This is a genomic window from Agrobacterium sp. CMT1 (assembly GCF_037203725.1).
In the GTDB taxonomy this organism is placed as follows: domain Bacteria; phylum Pseudomonadota; class Alphaproteobacteria; order Rhizobiales; family Rhizobiaceae; genus Agrobacterium; species Agrobacterium pusense.
The window spans coordinates 137,080-162,789 of sequence record NZ_JBBCAR010000019.1 but is presented as its reverse complement, the minus strand read 5'-3'; the positions used below and the strand labels follow the sequence as shown (position 1 = coordinate 162,789).

At 56.1% G+C, this 25,710-nt stretch carries 21 protein-coding genes; 6 read left to right on the top strand and 15 right to left on the bottom strand.

Going from position 1 to position 25,710, the window contains the following annotated elements; all coding sequences use genetic code 11:
- Positions 1 to 9: 9 nt before the first annotated feature.
- Complete coding sequence (locus tag WA845_RS23750; protein ID WP_337322717.1) at positions 10 to 882, top strand: LysR family transcriptional regulator; 873 nt, start codon at positions 10 to 12, stop codon at positions 880 to 882.
- Positions 883 to 907: 25 nt separating this feature from the next.
- Here WA845_RS23750 and WA845_RS23745 read toward each other — a convergent pair whose 3' ends face one another.
- Both WA845_RS23745 and WA845_RS23740 read right to left on the bottom strand, forming a co-directional pair.
- Positions 908 to 1,825 carry an alpha/beta hydrolase gene (locus WA845_RS23745; RefSeq protein WP_337322716.1) on the bottom strand — a complete coding sequence of 306 codons (918 nt, stop codon included), beginning with the start codon at positions 1,823 to 1,825 and terminating at the stop codon, positions 908 to 910.
- Positions 1,826 to 2,108: 283 nt separating this feature from the next.
- Positions 2,109 to 3,134, bottom strand: a complete 1,026-nt coding sequence (locus WA845_RS23740; RefSeq protein ID WP_337322715.1) for a homoserine dehydrogenase — start codon at positions 3,132 to 3,134, stop codon at positions 2,109 to 2,111.
- 767 nt (positions 3,135 to 3,901) lie between these two features.
- On the opposite strand from WA845_RS23740, the gene WA845_RS23735 reads away from it, so the two are divergent.
- Complete coding sequence (locus tag WA845_RS23735; RefSeq protein WP_337322714.1) at positions 3,902 to 4,642, top strand: SDR family NAD(P)-dependent oxidoreductase; 741 nt, start codon at positions 3,902 to 3,904, stop codon at positions 4,640 to 4,642.
- Between the two features lie 1,016 nt (positions 4,643 to 5,658).
- On the opposite strand, the gene WA845_RS23730 is transcribed toward WA845_RS23735, so the two are convergent.
- Positions 5,659 to 6,156, bottom strand: coding sequence for a nuclear transport factor 2 family protein (locus tag WA845_RS23730; RefSeq protein WP_337322713.1), 498 nt, complete (start codon positions 6,154 to 6,156; stop codon positions 5,659 to 5,661).
- A gap of 37 nt (positions 6,157 to 6,193) precedes the next feature.
- Positions 6,194 to 7,666 carry an aldehyde dehydrogenase family protein gene (locus WA845_RS23725; RefSeq protein WP_337322712.1) on the bottom strand — a complete coding sequence of 491 codons (1,473 nt, stop codon included), beginning with the start codon at positions 7,664 to 7,666 and terminating at the stop codon, positions 6,194 to 6,196.
- Positions 7,667 to 8,173: 507 nt separating this feature from the next.
- Here WA845_RS23725 and WA845_RS23720 point away from each other — a divergent pair.
- Entirely contained in the window at positions 8,174 to 9,058 is an 885-nt protein-coding gene (locus WA845_RS23720; protein ID WP_337322711.1) for a LysR family transcriptional regulator, read from the top strand.
- A gap of 164 nt (positions 9,059 to 9,222) precedes the next feature.
- Here the strand turns inward: WA845_RS23720 and WA845_RS23715 are convergent, their stop codons facing one another.
- Positions 9,223 to 9,624 (bottom strand): RidA family protein, encoded by a 402-nt coding sequence (locus WA845_RS23715; protein ID WP_337322710.1) that lies wholly within the window; start codon positions 9,622 to 9,624, stop codon positions 9,223 to 9,225.
- Between the two features lie 1,096 nt (positions 9,625 to 10,720).
- Between WA845_RS23715 and WA845_RS23710 the strand changes: the two genes are divergently transcribed.
- Entirely contained in the window at positions 10,721 to 11,557 is an 837-nt protein-coding gene (locus WA845_RS23710) for an alpha/beta fold hydrolase (RefSeq protein ID WP_337322813.1), read from the top strand.
- A gap of 291 nt (positions 11,558 to 11,848) precedes the next feature.
- Here the strand turns inward: WA845_RS23710 and WA845_RS23705 are convergent, their stop codons facing one another.
- The 3 genes from WA845_RS23705 to WA845_RS23695 form a co-directional block, all read right to left on the bottom strand.
- Positions 11,849 to 12,460, bottom strand: coding sequence for a hypothetical protein (locus WA845_RS23705; RefSeq protein ID WP_337322709.1), 612 nt, complete (start codon positions 12,458 to 12,460; stop codon positions 11,849 to 11,851).
- Positions 12,461 to 12,850: 390 nt separating this feature from the next.
- Complete coding sequence (locus tag WA845_RS23700) at positions 12,851 to 13,180, bottom strand: hypothetical protein (RefSeq protein WP_337322708.1); 330 nt, start codon at positions 13,178 to 13,180, stop codon at positions 12,851 to 12,853.
- 82 nt (positions 13,181 to 13,262) lie between these two features.
- On the bottom strand, positions 13,263 to 15,440 hold the full coding sequence (locus WA845_RS23695) for a prolyl oligopeptidase family serine peptidase (protein WP_337322707.1): 2,178 nt from the start codon (positions 15,438 to 15,440) through the stop codon (positions 13,263 to 13,265).
- A 183-nt stretch (positions 15,441 to 15,623) separates the two neighbouring features.
- Here WA845_RS23695 and WA845_RS23690 point away from each other — a divergent pair, with 183 nt between their 5' ends.
- Positions 15,624 to 16,259, top strand: coding sequence for a TetR family transcriptional regulator (locus tag WA845_RS23690; RefSeq protein WP_337322706.1), 636 nt, complete (start codon positions 15,624 to 15,626; stop codon positions 16,257 to 16,259).
- Positions 16,260 to 16,663: 404 nt separating this feature from the next.
- Here the strand turns inward: WA845_RS23690 and WA845_RS23685 are convergent, their stop codons facing one another.
- The 6 genes from WA845_RS23685 to WA845_RS23660 form a co-directional block, all read right to left on the bottom strand.
- On the bottom strand, positions 16,664 to 17,551 hold the full coding sequence (locus WA845_RS23685) for a LysR family transcriptional regulator (RefSeq protein ID WP_337322705.1): 888 nt from the start codon (positions 17,549 to 17,551) through the stop codon (positions 16,664 to 16,666).
- Between the two features lie 181 nt (positions 17,552 to 17,732).
- Entirely contained in the window at positions 17,733 to 19,331 is a 1,599-nt protein-coding gene (locus tag WA845_RS23680) for an MFS transporter (protein ID WP_337322704.1), read from the bottom strand.
- Positions 19,328 to 19,732, bottom strand: coding sequence for a DoxX family protein (locus tag WA845_RS23675; protein WP_337322703.1), 405 nt, complete (start codon positions 19,730 to 19,732; stop codon positions 19,328 to 19,330). The genes WA845_RS23680 and WA845_RS23675 overlap by 4 nt, the downstream gene beginning before the upstream one ends.
- Before the next feature lie 185 nt (positions 19,733 to 19,917).
- Entirely contained in the window at positions 19,918 to 21,900 is a 1,983-nt protein-coding gene (locus tag WA845_RS23670; RefSeq protein ID WP_337322702.1) for an amidohydrolase, read from the bottom strand.
- On the bottom strand, positions 21,900 to 22,190 hold the full coding sequence (locus tag WA845_RS23665) for a XapX domain-containing protein (RefSeq protein WP_337322701.1): 291 nt from the start codon (positions 22,188 to 22,190) through the stop codon (positions 21,900 to 21,902). Before WA845_RS23665 ends, WA845_RS23670 begins: the two co-directional genes overlap by 1 nt.
- Positions 22,191 to 22,254: 64 nt before the next feature.
- Positions 22,255 to 22,944 (bottom strand): hydrolase, encoded by a 690-nt coding sequence (locus WA845_RS23660; protein WP_337322700.1) that lies wholly within the window; start codon positions 22,942 to 22,944, stop codon positions 22,255 to 22,257.
- Positions 22,945 to 23,712: 768 nt separating this feature from the next.
- Between WA845_RS23660 and WA845_RS23655 the strand changes: the two genes are divergently transcribed.
- Positions 23,713 to 24,597: an AraC family transcriptional regulator gene (locus WA845_RS23655; protein ID WP_337322699.1), complete on the top strand. Its 885-nt coding sequence runs from the start codon at positions 23,713 to 23,715 to the stop codon at positions 24,595 to 24,597.
- A 191-nt stretch (positions 24,598 to 24,788) separates the two neighbouring features.
- Here the strand turns inward: WA845_RS23655 and WA845_RS23650 are convergent, their stop codons facing one another.
- Complete coding sequence (locus WA845_RS23650; RefSeq protein WP_337322698.1) at positions 24,789 to 25,619, bottom strand: alpha/beta fold hydrolase; 831 nt, start codon at positions 25,617 to 25,619, stop codon at positions 24,789 to 24,791.
- Positions 25,620 to 25,710 lie beyond the last annotated feature (91 nt).

Sequence of the window (25,710 nt, the reverse complement as noted above, 5' to 3'; positions counted from 1 at the left end):
GAACGCACAGTGGATATCGAAGATCTGAGGACATTTGTAGAAGTCGCCGATGCGGGTGGGGTAACGCCAGCCGCTTTCCGTCTCGGCATTTCAAAGTCGATGGTGAGCCGTCGCCTCGCGCGGCTAGAGGCAGATCTTGGCGCACAGCTCCTTTCGCGGACAACACGCGGTACTGCCTTAACCGAAGCCGGCACCACCTTCCGTGACTACGCGGCCAGAATTTCAGCCGAAATCGACGCCGCGCGCGAAACAATCCTTCCAGCGGGTACGTTGCGAGGTCGGTTACGAGTCGCTGCGCCGCTGTCTTTTGGACCGACGCATTTCGCACCTGTTCTTGCCAAGATGGCCCAAGACCATCCACAGCTCCATGTCCAGTCGTGTTATACAGATCGGATTGTAGACATTGTATCGGAAGGCTTCGACTGCGCCATAAGGGTGGGGTATTTGCAGGACTCAAGTCTCATTGCGAGGCGCGTGGGCCCAATCCACGGGAAACTCCTTGCGAGCCCAGACTACATCAAAATGTACGGCTCTCCGGAAACGCCGGATGAACTGCTGAACCATCAAGCTCTCCTGCACGATACAGAAACGTGGGACGTGACTGATGGCGACAGGATCATAACGACGCGTCCGCAGGGTCGTTTCAAGGCCGACAATGCCGTTGCTCTTGTAGCAGCCGCGCTGGCCGGGATAGGCATTGCCAGGGTCCCGGATGGGCTAGCAGACGACCATATAGCTTCCGGAGCCCTTGTGGAAGTTATGAAGCGCTATCCGCCGCCGCCCGGTGGCATCTTCATTATAAGGCCACCGGGCCAGCATCCGGCCAGGAAGGTGCGTGTCCTGATCGAAATGCTACTCGCCTGCTTCGATAGCGGCGAGTAGGTACCCAAATCCATTGCCTTGCCAACTATGTTCGAAGATGTTCCGAATAGAACAGCGCTAACCGCTCCACCGCCTGCTCGACATACGGGTTTTTATAATACATGTCGTAATGACCAGCTCCATCGACCGCGAGGAAGTGCTTGAACTTCGATTTCGAAAGGTCAAAAAGACGACGGCCAGATTCAAACTGACCCGTTGTCCCGCGACGACCCCCGACAATGACCTGGAGAGGCTGTGTCAGCAGGTCGGGTACGAGGCTGAAGGAATCAAAGCTCAAGATGCTGCCGTAACTAGTAAAAAGTATGCGGTTTGTGGAGTTAGGGTGGCGATATGAGGACTCGCGATAGAAGATTACTGCTTCCAACAGGTCGGGGTCGTCAATGCCAGCAGCCTTAGCTTCCTTCAGGGTGTCTGGGATCCACGGATCGCGTCGTGGACTGCCGCCTCGGGCTTCTGATGTCCGTTGTTGCGCAACCTCTTGTAGGGTTTTGCGGAAGTCAGGAAGCAGTCGCCGTAAAGCTTCGCCGATGTCATTGGCAACAACTGTGCCGACCGCCTTGAAGCGCCGCTCCGTGAGAGCCGCCTTTATGGCGTAACCGCCACCGGCGCATATACCCAGTAGTCCGACCCGATCTTCGTCCACGTTCGGCAACGTCATCATATAATCGACGGCGCAGTGAATGTCCTCGACGCGAGAAGCCGGATCTTCAAGATCCCGCGGTTGGCCGCCGCTTTCTCCCTGAAATGAAGGATCGAATGTAAGTGCGAGATATCCATGCGCTGCCAGGCGGCAAGCGTAGATCGCCCCGATCTGTTCCTTGACGCTGCTTCCGGGCGTCGCAAGGATGAGCGCCGGATATTTTCGGCTTCCATCGAATTGAGGGGGAAAATGGAGATTTCCAACAACGGTGATATCCCTATTCTTGAACGAAACGCGCTTCATCTCGCTTGCCTCCTTTGCCTGAGTTGAGCCGATGACGAACCGCCAGGAGGCTGCTTGGGTGATGGAACACTTGCCTAGCAAAGCGGCTATCGTGACCCGTTTGCATCAAGGGATCATCACGACCCGCCCAAGCGGCTTGGCTTTCTCTGCGTAGTCATGAGGCTCCGCCGCCCCCCCGAAGGGAGAAATTTCGAACAATGACTACTTCCAGTCGTTTCCCCCTGCCGGGACGGGCAGCTGATCGGTTGGTCAGACATTTAAACCGGGCTGAGGTGTCTCTCCGTCAAAGCTGCACGACCGATCGGGATTCCGCATGCCTCGCCTCCAAAATATGCTCCAGATCCTTCAGTGCGGCCGCCGCTGTCGCAACTGGTTCTTTTCCTGAGCTGATCGCAACTGTTGTGCCCATAACGTCGGTAGTGATGCGAATCGCCTTGTCTTTCCCTCGAACATTCGCGAAGGTATCGGAAAGAGGTACAGGCAGTATTCCCACTTGGGCCGCGAGTGTGTTGTTAACGAAGTTAAGGCGGCCGAGAAGTTTTGGGACTAGCTGCCGATGGCGCCATTCGTCGATTTGCTCTGCAGTGACTGACTGAAGACCAGCTACCTTGATATCGTCCATTTTGAGATTGGCGCCTAGGCCGAAATTGGCAATAAGCAGAAGCTTACAGGCAGTATCCCATCCTTCGGTGTCGTTGCGAGGATCGGCCTCGGCGAAGCCTCCTTCTTGTGCCTCGCGTAGGGCGATGTCAAAGCCGACCCCGCGGAGCACCATCGCATCGAGCAGATAATTGGTAGTGGCATTCAATATGCCTTCTATCTCCACGAATTGACAGCCTTTAAGACTGTGGTTCAGCATATCGATGGTAGGCAGGGCCGCCGCAGCTGCGCCGCTGAGTTTAAGCATTGCTCCGGAGTTCGTCGCCAAGTTACGCAACTCCGTGCCGCTATGCACAAGAGCGCCCTTCGAGACTACGATCGCGTCACGACCGACGGCCAACGCTGAACGAAGATAGGCAAGGCCCGGCCCTCCTGTACGAAAATCGCTTGGACCCGATTCAATTACTATATCCGCACCACTCTTTTCTATAAATTCGGGTCCTGCGAAACCTTCCTCCAGCGTGCCCAAGTCTTCTTCTTCCAAGCCACCGGTTTTAAACAAGCCAGCTTGTGATCCGCAGACTGCGACCAGTCTAACATCGGCGTCATACACCTTCCGGTATCGCATGCGGCGAGAGAGAAGCAGAGTCGCGGTCGCCCGTCCCACATTCCCAAATCCGGCTATAGCAATATTGAATGTCTTCATCATAAAGGCCTCGTAGCCTGGAATCAGCGTGGCCTAAAATCGCCAGGTTAATAGGTATGTTTGTTATTTCAACGTGAGTAGTGTCAACAAACGCAAAAGTCTGTCGCGCGAACAGGAACGCATCCCCGATCATCGCTCGCGTCCAACGGAATGCGTCTAGTAATGCCAGGGGCAGCAGGAGGCGTTCAGGGACTGTAGGTAGCCGCCATCAAAGACAGCAGAGCCGTAGCGATCGCTGCAATCCAACAAGAGCCGAGTGGAGAAGAACTTCATTAATACCTTGGCTCCGGTCCAACGACCTGCCCAGCCCTAACTGGCTCTTCTCGATGAGCCGCAGAAACGTTGCGCTTGTGGCGAGCAAAAGCGTCTGGGCAGTAGTTTTGATCGCTGCGGCATCCGAAACCAATGGCCCTCGCGTCCATACGCGGCCGAAGTAGATACCAGCCTCGGGCATGCACAAGTCAACTTCGCCAGTCGAAATTTTCTGGCAGCCAGGAAGCCTGTGACCGGAATCCTGGAGCCTGTACCGGCAATTTTGGTAGGATCAGGCAAATATTCGGAACAATCGGGAATGAAGACACCGTCTTTCCTGCTTATCCCTGCCCGTACCGTTCTACGTTCGACAGTGTTCCTCGTTTTGCGACATTGTTTCGCGTTTTCCGCCACTAGGAGATGGCCGCGAGGCGCACGAGATAAAGAACGAGCAAATAGGGCGGCGCAGTTATCTCTCGTGTCCGCCCGGTCGACAAATGTCTTGAAAGGGCAAATAGATGATTGAACTTATGGGTAAGAGAGCGCTTGTCACAGGCGGAGCTCGCGGTATCGGTGCGGCCATTGCCTTGGGACTCGCGGAAAATGGCGCCAATGTTGCGTTTACATATCAGCGCGCGAAAGAAAAAGCCGAGGAGCTGGTCAAGACAATTGAGACCCTCGGGCGTAAAGCTGTTGCCATTCAAGCCGACAGCGCCGATCCTGAAGCGATTGCGCGATCGGTTACCGAGGCAGTTTCGCAGCTTGGTGGAATTGATATACTCGTCAACAGCGCCGCGATCGGGCACATGGGTACGATTGTGGATCTCGACCTCGATGAGTATCAGACCCTTATGGATGTCAACGTGCGGGCACCCGTCTTGTTTGCCAAGCATGTCATCCCGCATCTCGGTAAAGGCGGGCGGATCATTACAATTGGTTCAGGACTTGGAGAAAAAGTACCATTTCCAGGCATAACGCCTTACGCCATGTCTAAAGCAGCGCTGACCTCATTCACACGCGGTCTCTCACGCGATCTCGGTCCGCAGGGTATCACAGTTAATCTCGTTCAGCCTGGATCGACGAACACAGATGCTAACCCGGCAGACGGTGCCGCTGCCGATTTCCAGCGCAGTATGACGTCCTTGGGACGCTATGGTGAGCCGCGTGAAGTCGCCAATGCCGTGGTGTTCCTTGCGAGCCCGGCGGCGAGCGTGATCACAGGCGCAATTCTGAACGCCGACGCGGGTGCACTAGCCTAAGTCCTTGTAGCGAAGGTCGCTGCTGGAATCTGTAGAGCAAGGACTTTTCGCCGGGCATAGACTTCGGCACCCACAAAGAGAGGCGAACCGTTATAGGCTCACCATTGCACCGTGACCGTCGATGAGATGGATTTCATTTAACGGGGGGCTGATTTAGCCCCCGGTGCTCCTACTTCTCCACGGTCTTCCGGCAGCAACTGCTGGCGGAAGACCGTGTTATTGCACCCAATCTTGGAGTTTTGACAAGACAAAGGAGCAGGAAGGGAGCGCGTTGCTTTTACGTTCGAGAATCTCGAAAAGGCGATCGAAAAATGCGAAGATGTCCCCACCATGCGCGTTCCACATTCTGGTTACAGAGCGCCTGTCGGGCTTCGGCTCTTAATGAAGCCACGCGAAACGCATTTCTGCCATCATCTTGCAAAACGGCAATGCCTACGGGTGTTTTAGCGACGGGTGGGGGCGCTGGCAAATTTGCTGGCGTAAGCCCACTCAACCATTTGGGGCGCGTGCCGCACGTCCCTGTCGCCAGACAATCCGTGATCCGCGTGTGGGACTGGCGCTGCTCCCGAGTTGCTCTGTCTTGATCGATATAAGCTCAGCAAAACGTAGATGCCCGGACTGGACACCGAATAAACTCAATCAAAATTGATCTATGATTATCGGAGCAACGTTCGCTCTATCCCGCCTACCAAGCTCATTTTTCCGGTGAACCACTCGTCATTTTTTGAAGTCTGGGGGACGGCATGATCCAGCCTTCTTCCCACCCCGTCCACTAGCCTACCAAAGTGATCTCTCCAAGCAAGAGCGGCACCTTCTCGACACCGGGCGCTTCGAGCTTGTGACCCACCGCCGCCAAGTCGCCAGTCGGATCCGTAACCTCGTGGAGCCAGCGGCTCCCACATGAGCAAGTGGCGGCTACTGACAGAGATGCTTACCTGACCGATATGCAGGCATGTCGTCACACATGCCTGCTTGATGCAGAATGACAGTGAAGTCACAGGGATGTAAAATTTGTCTTATACGGCGATAGGGGATCCGTCCGGGCTTGCCTTTATAATATATTCGCCGCCTTCCCTGAAGCTGCGGACGGTGGCGAACGTATCCTCCATGAACTGCACATACGAGAGCTTGCCGCGCTCGCCACGCGCGAGAACAGAAAATGGCGAAGTCACCGTTTTACCAAGAACGTTTGATGTGTAGGTAAACGTGCCGAAGATCGCTGCGCCGTTGCCGTTTTCGAAAGTATCCTGAATTTCGAAGTTATCCGTCGTCCAGTAACGTCCGACATCGATGAAGGTCTGAACCAGCCCTTTAGTACCTTCATTGGTACCAGCCCAAGGCATGATCCGCTTCAACTCTGGATGCTCGTAATTGAGCGACACATAGATAAAGTCATCTGTCGTGAATTGTTTGACGAACTCAAGGTCAGTCGGGTTCGACAAGATCGATTGCAAGATCGCCAAAGGCGACGTCGGGGACGCAGGCTCGGCTTTAGACAGACTGTTGATAGACATGTTATCTTCTCCTTTTAAGCAGCTTTGAATTAGGCTGTTAGCGTTGCGCCAAGCCCGGTTTGAGCGCGATGTGTTTGTGTTCGATAAAATCATCTAGGGCCGCGAGACCGTTGAGACGGCCAAGGCCAGACTGCTTGAATCCGCCCTCTTCCGTCCCGTCGTAAACCTTCGCCCAATCATTGATCCATACGGAGCCGGCTTCGAGCGCCTGCGCGACTCGTAAGGATCGATCGACATCGCGCGTCCAGATGCTGGCAGACAGTCCGTACTCATTGTCATTCGCAAGACGGATCGCTTCCGCCTCTTCGGAAAACCGCTGGATCGTCAGTACAGGGCCAAAGGTCTCCTCCTGAATGATGGCAAGCGTGTTATCGGAGACTTCCAGAAGCGCTGGCCGGAAAAAGGCTCCCCTCGCGAGTGGGCCATCGTTGATAGGGCCGCCACGTTCGATCACCAATGCGCCGGCTGAGATGGCGGCCTCGACGACCCCATCAACCCGCGCCATGTTTTCGCGGTCAATCAAGGGTCCCATATCGCTGGAGGGATCTGCGGCGGGGCCGACCTTGACTTTACGCAACCGCACAGCCAGTTCCTCGCGAACAGCTTCGTATATCCCATTCTGCACAAGCAACCGGGAACCCGTCATGCAGAACTGGCCGCTAAAGACCGTCAGTGCCTTTTCCAATACCGGCAAGGCCGCCTCGGTGTCTGCATCGTCGAAAACAATCATCGGCGTCTTTCCGCCAAGCTCCATGCCGAAGCGCTTGAGGTACTTTGCCCCGGTGCTGCTAATGGCACGCCCGGTGCGTGTCGATCCGGTAAAGCTGACGACTGGCACGTCCGGCGAAGCCACCAGATAGCCGGAGCCTTCCGGGCCGCTTTCGAAAAACAGATTGATCACGCCGTTCGGCAAATCCTCGGCTTCGGCCATGACCTCCGCCATAACGCTCGCGATCTGTGCCACTTGGGCGGGGAGCTTGATGACCGTGGTGCAACCGGCAGCAAGCGCGGGAGCAAGCGATCGAATTGTCAGGATAACCGGCGAGTTCCAAGGTGCGATCACAGCCCCAACACCCATTGGTTGGCGTAGAACGAGGGAGATGCTGCCGGGTTTTGGCGTTATCACCCTGCCACCTTCAACCAGCGCGGTCGCGGCCGAGTAGCGAAGCTTGCTCGGCACCATGTCCAGTTCGAATGCGGCTTCGCCCTTTACCTTGCCGTTTTCCAATGACAAGATATCGAGCAGCTTTTCACGATTGCGCTCGAAGGCACACGCCAGTTGTTCCAGCACTCGCGCCCGCAGTTCGTGGTCGTGAGCCCATATCGTTTCCCGGAATGCTTTGGACGCTGCTGCCACAGCCGCTTTTGCAGCCTCCAAACCGTTGTCTGGGTAGTAGCCGATCACGTTGTAGGTCGAGGGATCGATCGAAGCTCTTAACTCACCTTCCAGGCACTGAGACCCGTTGATCCAATTAAACGCTCTCCGGTTCGTTGCACTGTGGGATGCCATCTTCGTACCTCCGATATCAGTCAATTCCTGGTCTAAGGGGAAGGAGATCACGGCCTAGCGTTGGTTCGCCTCTGCAGGAGTGCCTCTTCGATTTTGCCGGCTGCTGTGCGGACTGCAGGCTCAGTTATGTTCGTAACGATCGGGACGATTATTATCGTCGCGCCCAGCACGCGATGCGGTAATTGCCAATCCTGCATCCAGTCGGCGGTAAGAGATACAACCAGTAGAACACTGGGATAGACGGCAAGCCAAACCATTAGCGTTCTTTTCAGGCGTTCAAGTACAATCTTCCGCACGTGCGTTATCCTGTAACCTTTATCCGTGACGGGGAGCCGACGGGGAGCAAACGAACAGGGTCGTTTGCATCCGAAGCTGGTCCTCCAGTTCGGCAAGGATCCGCGTCAGCGTTCCAGCAATCTGAATCTGAACGATGCCGGCCATTGACGGAATAGGGATATCCGTCGCATCATACCGGACATAATGTCTGCAATACTTTCGATAGAGTCGTTGAGCGGCCTCGTTGCCTTCTCGGTCGCCGTGGAAACAGGAAGTTTCGCGGCGGCGGGGAGAAAACTCGGTCTATCGGCATCTGCAGTTGGCAAGGCGGTGGAGAGGCTCGAAGCGCGCTTGGGTGTGCGTTTGCTGTATCGCACGACCCGATCGCTCGCTGTGACCGGCGAAGGCGACGTGCTCTACCGATACGTCACACGTATATTAAAAGATTTGCAAGATGCGGAAGCGGAGCTTCATCTTCTGCAAAAGGCGCCGCGCGGCCGTCTGAAGGTTAGCGTACCAACGGTTTTAGGGCGCAAGATCATTATGCCGGCTCTTCGTGACTTTCAGATCAGTTTTCCTGATATAACAACCGATATTAGTCTGGACGACGTGAAAGTGGATGTCGTCGAAGGTGGCTACGATGTTGTCCTGAGGCTCGGCGAACTAGACGACTCAACCTTGCGCGCGCGAAGGATTGGGCCGCACAAGTTCACCACGTGCGCATCGCCCACTTATCTTTCCCGGAAGGGGATTCCTTTAACTCCAGCAGATCTGCATCATCATTCATGCATCCATTATCGCTTTCCGACTACCGGTCGGCCGGAGATCTGGTCATTCAAAAATTCACAAGAAGCAAAGCCTATCAAGCCGACAATCGTCCTGAACGATGGCGAAGCATTAGCATCCGCTGCACTTGGCGGCCTGGGTATCATTCAGGCACCAAGCTATCTGGTGAGTGAGGACGTCGCTGCTGGCCGACTTCAAGCTGTTCTGGAGGATTACACAGAGGATCGCGGCAGCGTGTCACTCGTCTGGCCGCCGATGTCGGCAAGAGTTCCGAAAGTTCGCGCGTTCATTGACTTCATCGGCGAGCGGGTTTTCGAAGAGCTATACTAAGCACGTGCATCAGCGGGCCGTCCGTCAACATTGCGCTTTCGACGGCCCGAGAAAATCGATGACCCAACCCATCTGTCAGTTAGGACCAAATCCGGCTGCTCATTAAACTCGCTTGTGTGACGAGTCGCGGCAATGTCAGCCCCCTTCCTCAACTTCCTTCTGCGTTAATTCAGAATTGCCGTCACGCGGATTTCGATGCGCATTGTTGGCAGGCCGAGCGCTTCAACGCCCGTTTGTGTCCAGATCGGGGGGCGATCGGGCATGTACTTGCGGTAAAGCCTAGAAATTGTTTCGTTAACAACTGGGGGAAAGCCGCCAACGTGGTATGAATTTACATGCACGACATTTTTCCAACTTGCGCCTGCCGTCGCTAGTGTTCGCTCAACATTTTCGAAAGCCTGTTCGATCTCATCCTCGATGGCTTCGGGTATTTCCAAGTTGTCGTTCCATCCTCCTTGTCCCGAGATCTCAACACGATCACCAATTTTTACTGCCTGTGAGTAGTGCAGGAGGTCGCGGAGCTTCTCTCCGTAGCCCGGCGTAATGAACATTTCAGGTTTTGTCATGGTCAATGCCTCTTTGTGGTTACGTACCGTTAAAGTACGGATCGCATGTTAGATGTTGTCATACGCAGCGTATGTCAATGGCCGACCTGTAGGATGCATCTAGCGACCTTGCGACGACAGCAACGGACCTAGATTCACAGGAGGTGGGCGCTTGAATATGCCTCTGCATGCGGGGCAACAATTTCAAAAGCTGCTATCGCCTTCGTAAGCGTGGATGCAGGTTCCGAGCTCCCGGCAACCCAAAGGGCGGCCCTAAGTGCCGCCATTTAACAGCCGCACCACACCCTCTATGTCCACCTGTTTGATTGGCCACCCTTCGCGAGAACTTCTCGCTATAGTCTCCAGCAAGCAGCGGACTGCTTCGGCCGATAGGTAGCCGAGGAAATCTTCGGTGCGGACCGGGTTTCTTGCTTCCTAGAGCAATTTGCTCCTGGGATGAGAGTTTGCGATGTAAGCGGGGTATTTGGTTTTGGCGGCATCAGCAACAGTCTCATAGATGTCAGTCATTGCAATTGGCTGGTCTCGGGATGTCGCGACTAGTAACATGCCGGAGGGACCAACTATAATGTCTCCGCCCCGAAGGAAATCTCTTCGTGTGTCTGCAGACACCGGCAGAAGGTAAGCCCGTTTTTGAAAAAATTGGCCTTCGGGGAAAACTCCTCACATCAGTTGTGCATGCAAAGCCTTCGTAAAAATGCCTTTACCTTCAACGACAATCTCGGCCAATCACCGCATTCGCGGTCGACGCTGCATTGAGCATGAGAAAGCATTCGGCCAGCATAGATCACATAGCAACCCGAGCCAACCACGGCCTGCGTGGCATTGACACGGCCTGAGCCTGTTCGCGTTGCTCCTTTAGCGACACAGTTTCACGCCGGAAGCCACTATCATGTCCACCGCCCGGCTGGCAGGTTGCATGACGGGCGGCGGGTTCCTCGGCCGCGTTCCACGCCTTCCTCAAACCAAGCCAGCAAATGATCGGTCACGAGGTTGCTTGTTTCCACATCAGCGCTGGCAGCAACTTTTGGAGTTTCCAATTTATTCTGCCAAGGCTGCAATTCCCTTCCGCAAAGAAGCCTCGAAAGGAGATATCGAAATGGGTTTTGTAACAACCGATGATAACGTCCAGATATTCTACAAGGATTGGGGACCTAAGGATGCCCAGCCCATCGTCTTCCACCACGGCTGGCCGCTCAGCTCCGACGATTGGGACGCACAGATGTTATTCTTCTTGTCGAGGGGCTATCGGGTCATCGCCCACGACCGCCGCGGCCATGGGCGCTCCGAACAGGTGGATAGCGGACATGACATCGACCACTACGCAGCTGATGCTCTTGCGCTTGCCAATGCGCTAGACCTTCGCAACGCGGTCCACATCGGTCATTCCACGGGCGGTGGCGAAGTAGCTCGTTATGTCGCAGTGCACGGCGAGCCGGCGGGCCGCGTAGCCAAGGCTGTACTCGTTGCAGCTATACCGCCGCTGATGCTCAAAACCGCCGACAACCCAGAGGGCACTCCGATTGGCGTGTTCGACGGTTTCCGCTCGGCGCTTGCCGACAACCGAGCCCAGTTCTTCCGCGACGTGCCGGCAGGCCCCTTCTACGGCTTCAACCGCGCGGGTGCAGATGTATATGAAGGGGTGATCCAGAATTGGTGGCGCCAAGGCATGATGGGTAGCGCGAAGGCGCATTATGACGGCATCAAGGCCTTCTCCGAAACCGACCAAACAGAAGATCTCGAGAGGATCACCGTGCCCACACTGGTGCTGCATGGCGAAGACGACCAAGTGGTGCCGATCGCCGCATCGGCTGAAAAATCCGTCAAACTGCTCGTCAAGGGGACGCTAAAGACTTACCCCGGATTGTCGCACGGCATGCTGACGATCAATGCCGAATTGCTCAACGCCGACATACTGGCCTTCATCGAAGGTTAACCCTGAGCTGGAGCGGGCTCGAACCGCCCCAGCTTAACCGGCTCGACATCTTATCGATATGTGTCGGGCGAAGGACACAAGCATTGCGCGATCATCGACAAAAACATTGTACGTCTGCGAGATTCCCTTCCGCTGTCGGTGTGGTGTTGATTTTTTCTGACAATCTTGGAGGTGAAGCACATGACGAGGATCGTGTCTTCACCTTATGCTGCACGATTGAGCATCGAGCCGCGTAGATATCCATGCGTTACCAATTTAAGGACTCGCTGATAACGTGCAGTGGCTTTGCAATCATCGAATATTGCTGACCTGCTCTGTCCAGCTCGCCGCTGAGAAGAACGCCCCGTGCCTCGTCCGAAAGAATTCCGACGCTGGCTTGGAGTCTTTAAGTTGTGAGACGAACCAAGCGGTGGAGATACCTAAATAAGCCTGTACGCCACGGGTGCAGGTCAATGGGCCGCCTACCTCTGCGGAGTCACAGTCCGGCTTTCCAAGTATGTCATTATGGTTGGCACCCTTAACGAGGCCCTTTACCTTGAGCAAGCGATCGGGCGTTGCGTCGTAGTAAGCTGTGAGGGAATTGAGATCGGAGCCGATCCATTGCCTGTCGGGGGAAATGATGAAGTCGCGTGTCCCTCCGACGTAGAATATTGATCCCGTCGAAGCTGCTTGGAGTTCCTCCGTCAGCACGCAAAGGTCCGCGGGCGAACACCACCGTTGCTGTGGCAGCTGAAAAGCTACAGAGGTCCGAACCTTCCCGCTTGATTTCAACATGGCATTTATCGCTCCTGTTGCCCCTTGTGAATGCCCCGCCGCGCCGATGCGTTCGAAATTGACCCGATTGTAAAACATGCTGTTTTGATCATTGGTGATCCGGTGAAGATACGAGAGGGTATCGAGCACCGTGTCTCCATACCCGGTCCTAGGGTCACGGGTGGCGATAACGACGAAACCCCAACTTGCAATATGTGAGAGCAGGTAATCGTAGACCTCTGGCTCTACGGGTCCGTTCGCCGTCCCGTTGGCCCATAGTATTGCCGGGCGGGGCGCTCCTTGCCCTATGTCTGACGGATACCAAATGTCACAAAGATTGTCCTTGCGATCACAGGGCAAGCTGGAGGTCACACGGGAAGGTTTCGATGGGCCTCTATCAGTATACTGGCGCTCTAGGTCACTAAGAGGGACAATTTTATCCTCGTCGGGGTAATGACTGGCGAACTGTGAAATCAGCAACAGCGCCGTCACAAGCAGGACAAACCTAAGCATCGCTGGCCTTTCCCGCCTTCCAATAGACTAATGTCCGTCGGCTTTCCAGTAAGTATCTATGATTCCCTGGCCGTTGTTTACGATCCGCTGACCGATTTCAGGATCGCCGCCTTGCAACGTGTCGGCATCGCCGCCGCACAGGCGGACGAACGTCATCTGCTGCACGGCAAACATAAAATATTCCCTACTGGTCGGCTCGAGGTCCAGCCCCGCCTCTTTTAGTCCGTCGCCAACCTCGATAGCGGCGTCGTTGATGGCTCTGATGACTTTATCGAGCATATGGCGCTCCGCCGCCTGCTGGATTTCAACAAACTTTCGCTGGTCGGGCGACGGGATAGGGCAGGATGTTTTGGTCATCTCATTTTCCTTAGTCCAGGATTAGCAGGTCGAGATTTCGCGGTCGTTGTGAATTTTGGGTTCGTTTCAGGATTGAATATATTCACCGTTGTTCCGTATCCCCATCTGTGTCGGCGGACACGACCGAGCTAATTTTCAAGCCCGTCCAATGGGCGGCGAAAGCCCACATGTCGGCGTGCTGGGCAATGACCTTTTCGATCGGCATGCCTGCACCATGACCAGCTCTCGTCTCAATGCGGGCCAGACGCGGTTTCGACCCGAGGTCGGCGGCTTGCAAAGCAGCGATGTATTTAAACGTGTGCGCCGGCACGACCCGGTCGTCGGCTTCGGCAGTCGTCGCCAGGATTGCCGGGTAGTCCGCGCCCTGTCTGATCGTATGATAGGGAGAGTAGGTCACTATGGTGCGGAAATTCGGCTCTTGGGACGGATCGCCAAATTCGCTGATCCAGAACCCTCCAGCAGTGAACTTGGCAAAGCGAAGCATGTCCATCACACCGACGCCCGGCAGCGCGACGTCGAACAGATCGGGCCTTTGGTTCGTCACCGCCCCGACCAGAAGGCCGCCGTTGGATTCGCCCTGTACGGCAAGCCCGTTCGATGCGGTGATGCCGGTCTTTTTCAGGAATTCGCCAGCGGCGATGAAGTCGTCGAACGCATTCTGCTTTTTATCGAGCTGTCCGGCGCGATGCCAGGCTCTGCCATATTCCCCGCCCCCGCGGATGCCGGCGATCGCTAATACCCCGCCCTGCTCCACCCAGGCGAGTTGGATAGGATTGTAATAGGGAAGCTGAGGGATACCGAAGCCGCCATATCCATAGAGCAGCGTCGGGGCAGCTGTCGTGACGTCCTTACGGCGTACAATAAAAATCGGCACCTCGGTCCCGTCCTTCGACCGATAAAACCGTTGTTCGGCGGTGATATCGTTCGGATCAAGAGAAGCCTTTGGCTCCGCCCAAGGCTTAACGGTATTGGTCTGCGTGTCATATCGATAGATCGCGGTTGGCGCATCGAAGGCGGTAAAGCCGAAGAACGCCTCCGTGTCGCCCGGATGGCCCTGAAAGCCGCCCGCGGTACCGATACCGGACAACCCGACCGTCCCCTCGAAAGCGCCGCTCATGCTGAAGCGTCGAATTTCCGTTTTGGCATCGACGAGATAGGCGATGAAAAGTCCCTTACCCATCAGCGCGGCATCATTCAGAACCGCGTTGTCGGCATCTTCGGCGACGATCTCAACTGCGTGCGGATCGGGCACGGCCAGGTTAAGCGAGACGACGCGCCGGCGCTCGGCTCCGTCGGTGGTGACAAGAATGAGCTTGCTGCCGTCATTGCCGATGGCAGACCATTCAGCGTCCATATGCGGCACGATCGTCTTCGTCTTCCAATTCCTGGACGCGAGATCGACAACGGTGAGTGCATTTTCGTTCGTTCCCGGTGTCGAGGAGATAGCGAGATACCGTCCGCCTTCCGCGCGATCGGCGACATGCAGCAGGCCCGGTCGATCGGGCGACGAATAGATCAGGCGATCATTTGCCTGGGGCGTTCCGAGCTTATGGAAATAGACGGCATGATTGGCGATGGCCGCGCCTTCAGCACCTTGAACCGGCTCCGGCATGCGCGAATAGAAGAAGCCTGAATTATCCGGAGCCCAATTGATGCGCGTGAACCGGGCCCAGTCCACGACATCCCCAAGTTCCTTTCCGCTCTCGACATGGAGTACCCGGATGGTCCGCCAGTCGCTACCGCCCTTCTGCACGCTGAACGCCACGTAGCCGCCATCGTCTGAGACGCTCCATTCGCCGATCGCATCGGCGTTGTCGTCCGACCAAGAGTTGGGATCAAGCAAAAGACGAACGTTGCCGAAGGCACCATCGCGGACATACAAGGAAGGCTGGTTCTCAAGGCCTTTGTGCAAGGTGAAGAAATACCGGTCACCGCGCTTGCGAGGGACCGTATAGCGCTCGTAATCGAACAGGCGCGTCATCCGGTCTTTCAGGATATCGCGACCGGGAAGCATATCTAGATAGGCCCGCGTCACCTTGTTTTGCGTCTCGATCCAGGCAGCAACAGCCCGATCATTGGTGGCCTCATTTTCCAGCCAGCGGTAGGGATCCACGACGGTCCGGCCGAAGTGCTCCTCCGTTACATTGACGCGCTCCGTCTCCGGATAGGTGATCTTTGACATGTCGTTCTCCTGGGGTTGTGCACATACGCTGCTGAACTGGACGACCAGCGACACCGCGATGGCGGTAGTTGTTCTCATCGATGTTTCCTCGCGAATGGTGTCGACAAGCCCCCTGTTCCTGGCCCGAGTGAACCAATAGTGACACTTAGTGTCATTATTGTGATGCGATAAGTGGCGAGATCCGTGAGCGTATAAGCGCATTATTTTGGTGAAGTAGGCACATATTGCCATATTCTGGGTTTGCTTTAGGCGGAGATCGATATGAGCAGAACGATTCGGCAAGGCGCACACATCGACGTGGCACGCAGCGCCGCGCGTCTATTCCTCGAGAAAGGGGTTGCGGGCACCAGCGGCGACGAGATCGCTGGTGCGGCCGGTATCTCGAGGCGAACCCTCTGGCGTTATTTCCGCACGAAGGAAAGCTGCATCGAGCCGCTCTTTGCACTGACATCGCAACGCTTTGCCGAAAAGCTCAAGAACTGGCCCCTTGATATATCTGTAGAGCGGTTTCTGGAACTGGCCTACGACTTCAGCAAGATTGACGCCCAGGAAATAGAAGACGGAAGGTTGGTCGTGCACCTCATCGCGCGACTGGAGGACGAACCCGCCCTGCTCGAACCTTTTTTCATGGCGACACGAATGACGGAAATGACGATGGCAGGTGTGATTGCTTCGCGACTTGATCTTTCGCCAACGGATTTCGAGGTTCGATTGTGCGCCGCCACCGTGGCCGCAGCCATGCGGGTCATCGACGAAACGATCAGCAGGGCAGCGGTTAAATACGGACAAGTCCCGACCGTTGCCGAGACCAACGATCGCCTCGCGCAAGCGATCCGCCGCGCCAGCACCCTGCCGTTCTGCGATCCGGTGACGCCGCGTTCCTGCCGGAATTTATGACACTTGAGGACTACCAATCAGCTTCGGATGAGAGGCTTGCTCATCTGCCGGACTAACAACGATATTGCTGTTTGGCCGACAAAAATACACCCAGAGCATCATCACGCTCGTGAGCGAGTGGTCAACTTTCTCCGTTGGGGCAAGTCGAGCCATGGATTGACTCCGGATCTGGTCGAGAGTCATCATTCTGGAATTCGACCCAAACCTCGACCGCTCGGTCGTCGGGTAGGCAATTTTCAACCCACCAGCAAATTTCCTCAAGAGTTCGATGAAATTGTTCATCTGCAAAGTTGAACAGATCATTTTGTGGGGTAGTTTTGTTTGCCAATGCCTCCTCCTGTAAAGAAGTGGTCGCGGTAGTTTCCAATAAGCGATGGGCGTTCTTGCCAGCATTTGTGGCAGCATCAGGCATCAATCCTGTTATGCTTATCTTTAAGGAATGACTCGGCTAAATACTCTGAAAGAACGCGCACCTTTCGTGATGGATGCGGATTATTCGGTCGTACGACATGAACATCGGCTTCCGGTACCGCAAAATTATGCATCACTTGGACAAGTGCACCGCTCTCGATGAATCGATGAGTGACGCAGTTTGGGAGATAAGCTATACCCAGGCCAGCGACAGCTGCACTGGCGAGCGCCTCACTGTTGTCTGCTCTGAAGCACGCGTGCGGTCGCACAGTCACAATGTTTTCGCCATCTGCGAACCGCCAGGCTTCATTTCCGACTAAAGCTCGGTGTGAACTTAGATCATGCGGAATCTCCGGTGACCCAAACTGTTGTATGTAGCTTGGACTCGCCACGAGCTTACTGGAAATTCGGCCTACACGTCTCGTGATCAGGCTCGAGTCCTTTAATGAACCGACGCGGATCGCGCAGTCGAAACCCTCATTGATCAAATCCACGAGGCGGTCGCTATAGGAAGCATCGATCTGTAAATGGGGATGATGAAGTGCAATCCGATTAAGTACAGGAGCGAAGTGAACTGCCCCTGACGACAACGGGACAGCGACTTTCAGCCGCCCTCGAAGTACGTTTCCTTGAAAGATGGTCTCTTCGGCCAACTGGATTTCAGCGCTGGCTCGAGCAGCATGGTCTCTGAAGGCAACCCCTGCTTCCGTGAGCGAAGCTCCGCGCGTGGATCGCGCAAGGAGCTGGACACTCAGCTCCGACTCTAGCCTGATAAGCCGCCGGCTGACGATCGATTTGGATACACCCAGCCGGACGGCCGCGGCTGAAACGCCTCCTGCATCAGCTACTTCGACAAAAGTTCGTAGATCTTCAAGTTCCATCTTCAGCATTCCCTATGGCAGTAGTATTTCGCTCCGCGTTGGCCTCAGAGGCATCTACGTAGCCACCGATGACGCACAGAATCTGTGACAAGGAGAGCAGTCTGATCACCTCGTCTCCAACTTTTTGAACAAGTTCATCTGCGAGGCGGCGTATCTTCTTTGGGACCGTGATTTCCAGGGATCAGAGTTCACCTCGCCGGTTGATCGCTAGGAGGTGTCGGACAATGGGCTTGTCCGGTCCTGCATGGTAAGTGAGCACCTTTCCTTGTAGATCGGCATCGGCATTGGAAACTCGCCTGTGTTGGCGAAGGTGCTCCGCCCAGGATTCTACCATGAACCACTCGACGATCTTTTCGGTATCGGCTGGGTCTTCGGTGATGCCCCATCCATAGGCGCCGTCACGGCGGCGTTCCTGGGATAGATGATCAAGGTCATGTAGGAAGGCTGCACGATGGTGCTTTTCCACCTTGTACTCAATTAGGATCAGGACTGGTCCTCGGTCGTTGGCGATCGGTTCCGCAACAAGCGGCTCTGGCCAGTGATTGGACGGAACAAGGTCGGCCTCGCCTGCCGGGAGTTTGATGCGGTGCATGAGGAAACCGGCGACGACGAGACCGGCGGCGCCGATGATCAGGGTCGTCTGGATGCCCACACCCTCGCCGACTGCACCCCATCCAAGGCTGCCGGCGGTCATCGCACCATTAAACACGGTCAAGTAGATCGCGAGACCCCGCCCGCGCACCCAATTCGGCAGGACCGACTGGGCAGTACCATTGAGCGTCGTCAGGGCGGTAATCCAGGCAGCGCCAAGGAAGAGCAGCACGATGACCGCAACGACTTTTGGCGGTGCAAGCGCAAGCACACCCATGACGAGAGCGGTCACGATGGCAGCGGCAAGAAGCAGGCCGTCCGAACTCAAGCGTTCGCGCAACCTTGGCATCACCAGAGCTCCTCCGATCGCGCCGGCGCCGACAGCGCCCAGCAGGGTGCCGTAGAAGCTGGCGTCGCCGCCGAGCATCTGCCGGGCAACCAGAGGCAGTAGTGCCCAGACGGCACTGGCGAACGCGAAGAAGATGGCAGCACGCAGGAGCACCACATGTAGCGGCCTGCTGGAGCGGGTATAGCGGAGTCCCGCCCGGAATGCGCTGAAGAAGTTTTCTTGAAGCGCGTCACCCTCTTTCGCGGCCCGCGGCCACCAAAGAAGCGCTCCGATGACGACAATATAGCTGGCAACGTCGACACCGTAGGTGACACCGGCGCCGAATGCGGCCAGAAGTAGGCCCCCCGCAGCAGGTCCAATCGAGCGCGCAATGTTGATGCCGAGCGAGTTCAACGCCACGGCGCTCTTTACGTCCTCGCGCTTCACGAGTTCCGGCACGATCGCCTGCCAGGTCGGCCCCATCAGCGCGGCACCAACGCCACCGAGAAAGGTTAGGCCAATCAGTGCAGTGACCGAAAGCATAGATGTCTGTGCCAATATCATGAGCGTGATGCTTACGGATGCAAGAAGGATCTGTACGCCAATCAAAAATTTCCGCCTGTCGAGGATATCGGTCAGAACCCCGGCGGGAACGGCTAGTAGGAAGATCGGCAATGTACCCGCTGCTTGGACCATCGCGACGGCCGCAGGTGAGGCAGAAAGATCCGTCATTAGCCATGCACTCGCGACGTCGCGCATGAAGCTCCCGGTGTTGCCAAGGACTGTGGCGACCCAGAGGACTGCGAACACGGGCTGTGCGAGCGGTGCAAAGGTACTGCCGGATGAGTTCGCGGCGCTCACCGGCCCGCACCCCAGTCGAGATCCATTGCCGCGACAAGGACGAATGCACCAGCGAGCCCGATGTGCTCGAAGAAAGCGTTGGTCGCCATCATCCGCTCCATGCCTGGCGCCATTTCCCAAAAGCGCAGAGCAATGAAGGTTGCCAGCAGTGTGAAGCCTGAAAGGGCAAGCGCTCCTGCCCAGCGCAGGAAGCCTGAGATAACCATGGCCGAGGCCGTCAGCTCGAAAATGATAACAGCAGCGGCAAAGAAGGCGGTCGGATAGAGGTTGAAATGGGCCATCTCCGCCAAAGCGCCTTCGAAGTTGAAGATCTTGGTTATCGGACCTTGGATGTAAGCGGCGCAGAGGGCAAGGAGAGAGAGTTTACGGGTGAGCGACGCTGCGAGAAATCTGGGCGGCATTAAGCGAAGCTGCCTTTTGGATGTAATATGATTGATCATGTGCGCTCCTCCTTATTAGTCCTTCGAAAGGACCAAGTTGACAGCAAATCGATAGCGATATCTGCTGCGGCAGCGCGTGCGCAGCGGTTCCTTGGTGTCGGCTACGCGGGCAGCAATTCGGGCCGCCCCGCCAGGACTGCTGATGCTTATACCGCCCAGCAAGAGCAGCCCAGGGCACCGAAGAAGCCTTTGAGATCGGCAATCGGCAGCTTCGATGTCCAGGCACCAGCATGGTCATGGCCATGCACACCGCAATCGCTGGCGCAGCCGCAGGTGGAGATGGCCGTGCGGCGCAATGAGCGGGCGCCGGCGCCATCCGGTTCACCCCAGGCGGCGTAGCCGCCGAACTTGCGCACTGGCGACCAGTCTGGCATGGCCGGCGGAATATTGCTCTCGTCCAGTGCCTTGAAGTCACCGGCGCCATAGACGACCTTGCCACCCACCATCGTCAGTTCCGAGGTAAGGAAGGAGATTTCATCTTCCGCACAGGAGAAGAAGTCCTTGTCCGGCACCACGAGATCGGCGAACTGGCCTTTCTCGATGCGGCCCTTCTTTCCTTCTTCATTCGAGAACCAAGTCACTTTTTCCGTCCACATGCGCAGCGCCGTTTCGCGGTCGAGGCAATTGGCGCGCGGATAAAGCTGCATGCCGCCAACGGTCTTGCCGGTCACCATCCAGAACAGCGACACCCACGGATTATAGGAGGCGACGCGCGTTGCGTCCGTTCCAGCCGAAACGTTCACACCCTTATCGAGCATGCGCCGGATCGGTGGTGTGGCTTCGGCCACGCCCTGGCCATAACGCTCGACGAAATATTCGCCCTGATAGGCCATGCGGTGCTGCGTGGCGATGCCACCGCCAAGCGCGGCGATACGGTCGATGGAGCGGTCAGAGATGGTTTCTGCGTGGTCGAAGAACCAGTTAAGCCCTCCAAGCGGGATATCCTTGTTGACCTTTTCGAAGACGTCGAGCGCACGGCTGATTGTCTCATCATAGGTGGCGTGCAGCCGCCAGGGCCAACGATTCTCGGCAAGGATGCGAACCACGTCTTCGAGCTCGCCCTCCATTTCCGACGGCAAGTCTGGCCGTGGTTGACGGAAGTCCTCGAAATCTGCAGCTGACGCGACAAGGTTTTCTCCCGCTCCGTTATGGCGGAAGTAATCATTGCCCTGCTTGTATTTGACCGATTGCGTCCAGTTGAGGAAGTCATCCTTCTCCTGCTTCGCCTTCTGCGTGAAGAGGTTGTAGGCCAGCCGAACGGTCATCTGGTTCTCATCTGATAGCTTCTGGATCACCTCGTAATCATCCGGATAATTCTGGAAGCCGCCGCCGGCATCGATCACGCCGGTCACACCCAGCCGGTTCAGTTCGCGCATGAAATGGCGGGTGGAATTGACCTGATATTCAAATGGAAGCTTCGGTCCCTTTGCGAGCGTTGCATAAAGGATGGTAGCATTCGGCTTGGCTAGCAGCAGGCCGGTGGGATTGCCGTTGGCATCACGGGTGATTTCGCCACCGGGCGGGTTGGGCGTGTCCTTGGTATAACCGACGGCACGCAGCGCCGCGCCGTTCAGCAGCGCCCTGTCGTAAAGATGCAGAAGGAAGACCGGCGTATCCGGCGCGACCGCATTGATCTCCTCGATGGTCGGCAGGCGCTTTTCGACGAATTGGTGCTCGGTGAAACCGCCGACGACGCGCACCCATTGCGGGGCTGGCGTTATCGCGACCTGGCGTTTCAGCATGTCCATGGCATCGGCAAGCGAGCGCACGCCGTCCCAGCGCAGTTCCATATTGAAGTTCAGGCCCCCACGCACGACGTGGGTGTGGTTGTCGATCAGGCCCGGCAGAACCCGCTTGCCCCTGAGGTCGATGATCTTCGTTTCCGGCCCGGCAAGGGCCATGACCTCGGTATCGCTTCCCACCTCGAGAAACAGACCATCCTTGATGGCGACTGCCGTTGCATTCGGATTGCCGCGATCAAGTGTCGTGACGCGGCCATTGTGAAGGATGGTATCTGGATGCATGATCGCGGCTCCGGGTCTGACGGGATCTGCAGCGCGGACCGATGAAAAGAGCGAGGGAAAAGCAAGACTCGACGCCGCGCCGAGAAGGGTTCTACGCGTCGGCATCAGCTTCTCTCCTCTGCAGATGAGCCATGGCTGCGGGCCAGATGGATGGCCCGTTCACGGCCCTTAGGCAGATGGCCGAACACGTGCGGCTTGATCTGGTTAATCCATGAGATCGCCGCGGGCTCCTTGTTCCAAAAAGTTTTCGCAAGTGGGATAATCTGCTCGCCAACCAGAATGCCGAGCAGGCCGACGAGTGCGATGACTGGAGGGGCGGGAGAGCGGACGTTCAGAAGGCTGTAGACGACACCGACGAGCAGGCCTGCGCCGACAGAGAGAAGATAGACTTTCATGGGATATCCTCCACGATCGCGAAGAAGGTCGTTCCAAGAGTGTCAGGAGCGGCCGGATCAGACGTTACTGAGCTGGGTTCGGACCGATGCGCTTGCCGTGCTTCACGCGCTCTTCCGCGCCGTGAACCATCGTGTAGGCGTAGTCGATGCCCATGCCGTAAGCTCCTGAATGTTCCTTCACCAGCGAGGTGACGGCGTCATAGGTTTCCTTGCGGGCCCAGTCGCGCTGCCATTCCAGCAGCACCTGCTGCCAGGTGACGGGGATGACGCCCGCCTGCACCATGCGGTCCATGGCATATTTATGCGCGTCGACAGAGGTGCCGCCAGATGCATCCGCAACCATGTAGATTTCGTAATCGGCGACATCATGCAGAGCCGAGAGTGCGAAGGTGGTGTTGCACACTTCCGTCCAGAGGCCGGAAACAACGATCTTCTTGCGACCGTTGGCGGCATTCTTCGCCAGGGCATCGCGGACATTCTGGTCATCCCAGGAATTCATCGAGGTACGCTCGAGAATGTCGTTTTCCGGGTAGACTGCCAGCAGTTCCGGGAAGGTGTTGCCGGAGAAGCTTTCCGTTTCGACCGTGGTAATTGTCGTCGGAATGTTGAAGATCTTGGCGGCCTTGGCCAGGCCGACGACATTGTTCTTCAGGGTCTGGCGATCGATCGACTGGACACCGAAAGCCATTTGAGGCTGCTGGTCGATGAAGATGAGCTGGCTGTTCTCAGGCGTAAGGACTTCAAGCTTTGACATCGTTTTCCCTCTTTGCTCGTCGCACAAATGAATTCTCGACTTGCCAAATCGGGGCAGGTTTGCTCCTCGGAATAACGACTACCTATCGATCCCGCCTAATGAGGATCACATACTAGTCGTCGAGGGAAAATCCGCCCGCAACGGCTATATCTTCGTTTCATCAAACGGCCGCTGGGCCGTTGGAGACGGGATCAGCGGCGTTGTTGAGGTGAATGATAATGATCGTCATTATGCCGCGCGTTGCCTGGCTTGCTGCGAAAGCGCCACTCTTGCTGGTTTATCTTGCGTCCGTGGAGGGATCACATGGGGTATCAGGCAACTGAGGAGCTTGCTAAGCAAAAATGACACGGTTGCCCGACCTCAAGCGATTGACGCCGCTTGCGGAGCAGAAATGGTAAATGCATCATGCTTGCTCCGAAAACATAGCTCACTTTCCGTAGCGAGCAGTGAGCTAACAGAGGATAGCCAATCCCCACGTCAGGTGATATCAATGCGAAGATCGAACGGCTTCAATCCGGCTCATACCTATCGTTTGGTGTCGTCGGAAAGATATCACTATTTTTTGGTGTTCTGTCCGTAAAGGGTTATTCGGAATACGGCGGACGCGAAAGTAGACTTAAGACTGGCCAGAAGCCCGCGCGCCCCTCGACCGCCTGTAACGATACCATTTCTGCCACTGGCGCCCAGCATTTGACGGTGGAGAATGTCGCACGACGTATCCGCAATCTGTTCTCTTAGTCCTACGAATAAATGAAGTGGGGATTCGCGTTGAACCAGCCAGCGTACTCATCTTTTGCTCATTGGTACAGCGAGGGCCGTCTTGCCACCTATGTGCGATCAATGAAGTCTGCTGGCGGGATACTTAACCTGCTTGAGGCTGCTCAGCCTGCTGGAGATATGTCGGACCCTGCCGTTCCTGATCTTGTGTTATATCAGGATCTGCTTGGTGGCACACGGGTTAGCGGTGATCTCGGCGCAGGGCAGTTCGATGTCGTGAGTCAATCAGGCGGCTTCTTCCTGGCCGCGCCAGATTTTGCGAACACCGTGATAGTTGAGAAAGAGCATCAGCTCCGAAGCCTATCGTTTCCGGTTATCCGGTGGCAGAATATTCTCGATGAAGGTGCGGGTGGCGCATTTTCCTTTGATTCCCTTGTTCACAAAGGTACGTTTACATCATCAAGAATACGATCAACGATTTTGCACCTTTGGCAACTGTGTGACGAAGAAGGCGCCCCTTCAAGGCTTCTAGCGCAGGCTGCCGGATGCGAGATCTTGGCCGAGCTCTGCCGCTTGACGGGTTCTCCAATGCAGAACGTCCGAGGTGGTCTCCCCTCATGGGCAGAACGACGAACTGTTGAATTGCTTCGCACCCGACTAGCGGACGATATCAGCTTGGAAGATCTTGCCAAGGAGGCGGCACTGTCGACCTTTCACTTCTCCCGAATGTTTAAGCGGAGCTTCGGAGTTCCGCCAAGAGCTTACCTGGCACAGGTGAGAGTAGAAAAAGCATGCGAGCTGCTTGAACATTCCGACCTCCCTGTCACTGAAATCGCACTGGAAGTTGGTTACTCTTCAAGTCAAGTCCTCGCGCGCGTCTTCATGAGGCTGAAACGGTTGAGCCCAAGCGAGTATCGCAAGGCTGCCAGGGACTAAACGTTGACCTTGACTTCGCGTATGATGCGGCAACGGCGCTCTAAGCCCGGAAACCACAGGACCCACAACTTCAAGCTGAACTGGGTAAATCCAAGCCGTCTCACGGAAACGTACGCGTAGCGAATTTCATCCAACCCCGCCCAAGGCACATTTAACCGCGGCTTTGGTGAAGTGACTATCTTCCCGCAGCTTTATCTTAATACGAATTGCAGCAGATCCGCGTTAACGACATCAGGATGAGTGGCGCATAGACCATGCGGAAGCCCCAGATATGTCTTTAATGTCCCATCACTGACGAGGTTTATTGTCTTATATGCCGAATTCCTTGCAGAGACGACCTGATCGTCGTCGCCGTGCAGAATCAGCACAGGCACTTTAAGGGCAGTGAGGTCTTCTGTGAAATCGGTCTCAGAAAATGCTTTGATGCACTCGTATTGGGCTTTCGCACTGCCGGCCATGCCCTGACGCCACCAGTTCTGGATGAGCCCTTGACTCACGCGCGCGCCGCTTCGATCGAAACCATAAAATGGTCCCTCTGCCATATTGAGAAAAAACTGGGCTCTATTTGCGGAAAGAGCCGCGCGAAAGCCGTCAAAAATCTCGATTCCAATGCCGTCTGGGTTTCTGGCCGTTTTAACCATTAAAGGCGCGACCGCACCAATCAGGACGGCTTTTACCAGACGTCCGCGCTTTGCCTGACCCGCATATCGAAGGACTTCCCCGCCACCAACGGAATGCCCCACGTGGATGACCTCCCGTAAATCAAGGGCGTCGACGATTGCAGCGACATCGGAGGCGTAGGTATCGATCTCATGCCCATCACTGACTTGGTCAGAACGCCCGTGGCCACGCCGATCATGTGCAATAACGCGGAAACCGTGCGACAAAAAGAAGCGCATCTGATTATCCCACTCATCCGAGCTCACGGGCCACCCGTGATGAAACATGATTGGTTGAGCGTCTCTAGCGCCCCAATCCTTGTAGAAGAGCTGAGCACCGTCCAAAGCAGTGACTGTCGCCAAGGCCGTATCTCCTTTGTGTTGAGGTTCTGTCCAAGCCGCACGGGAAAAGGCGCGGCGAGAGCTTTTGCCTCGGAAACGTCGAGGATTCGAA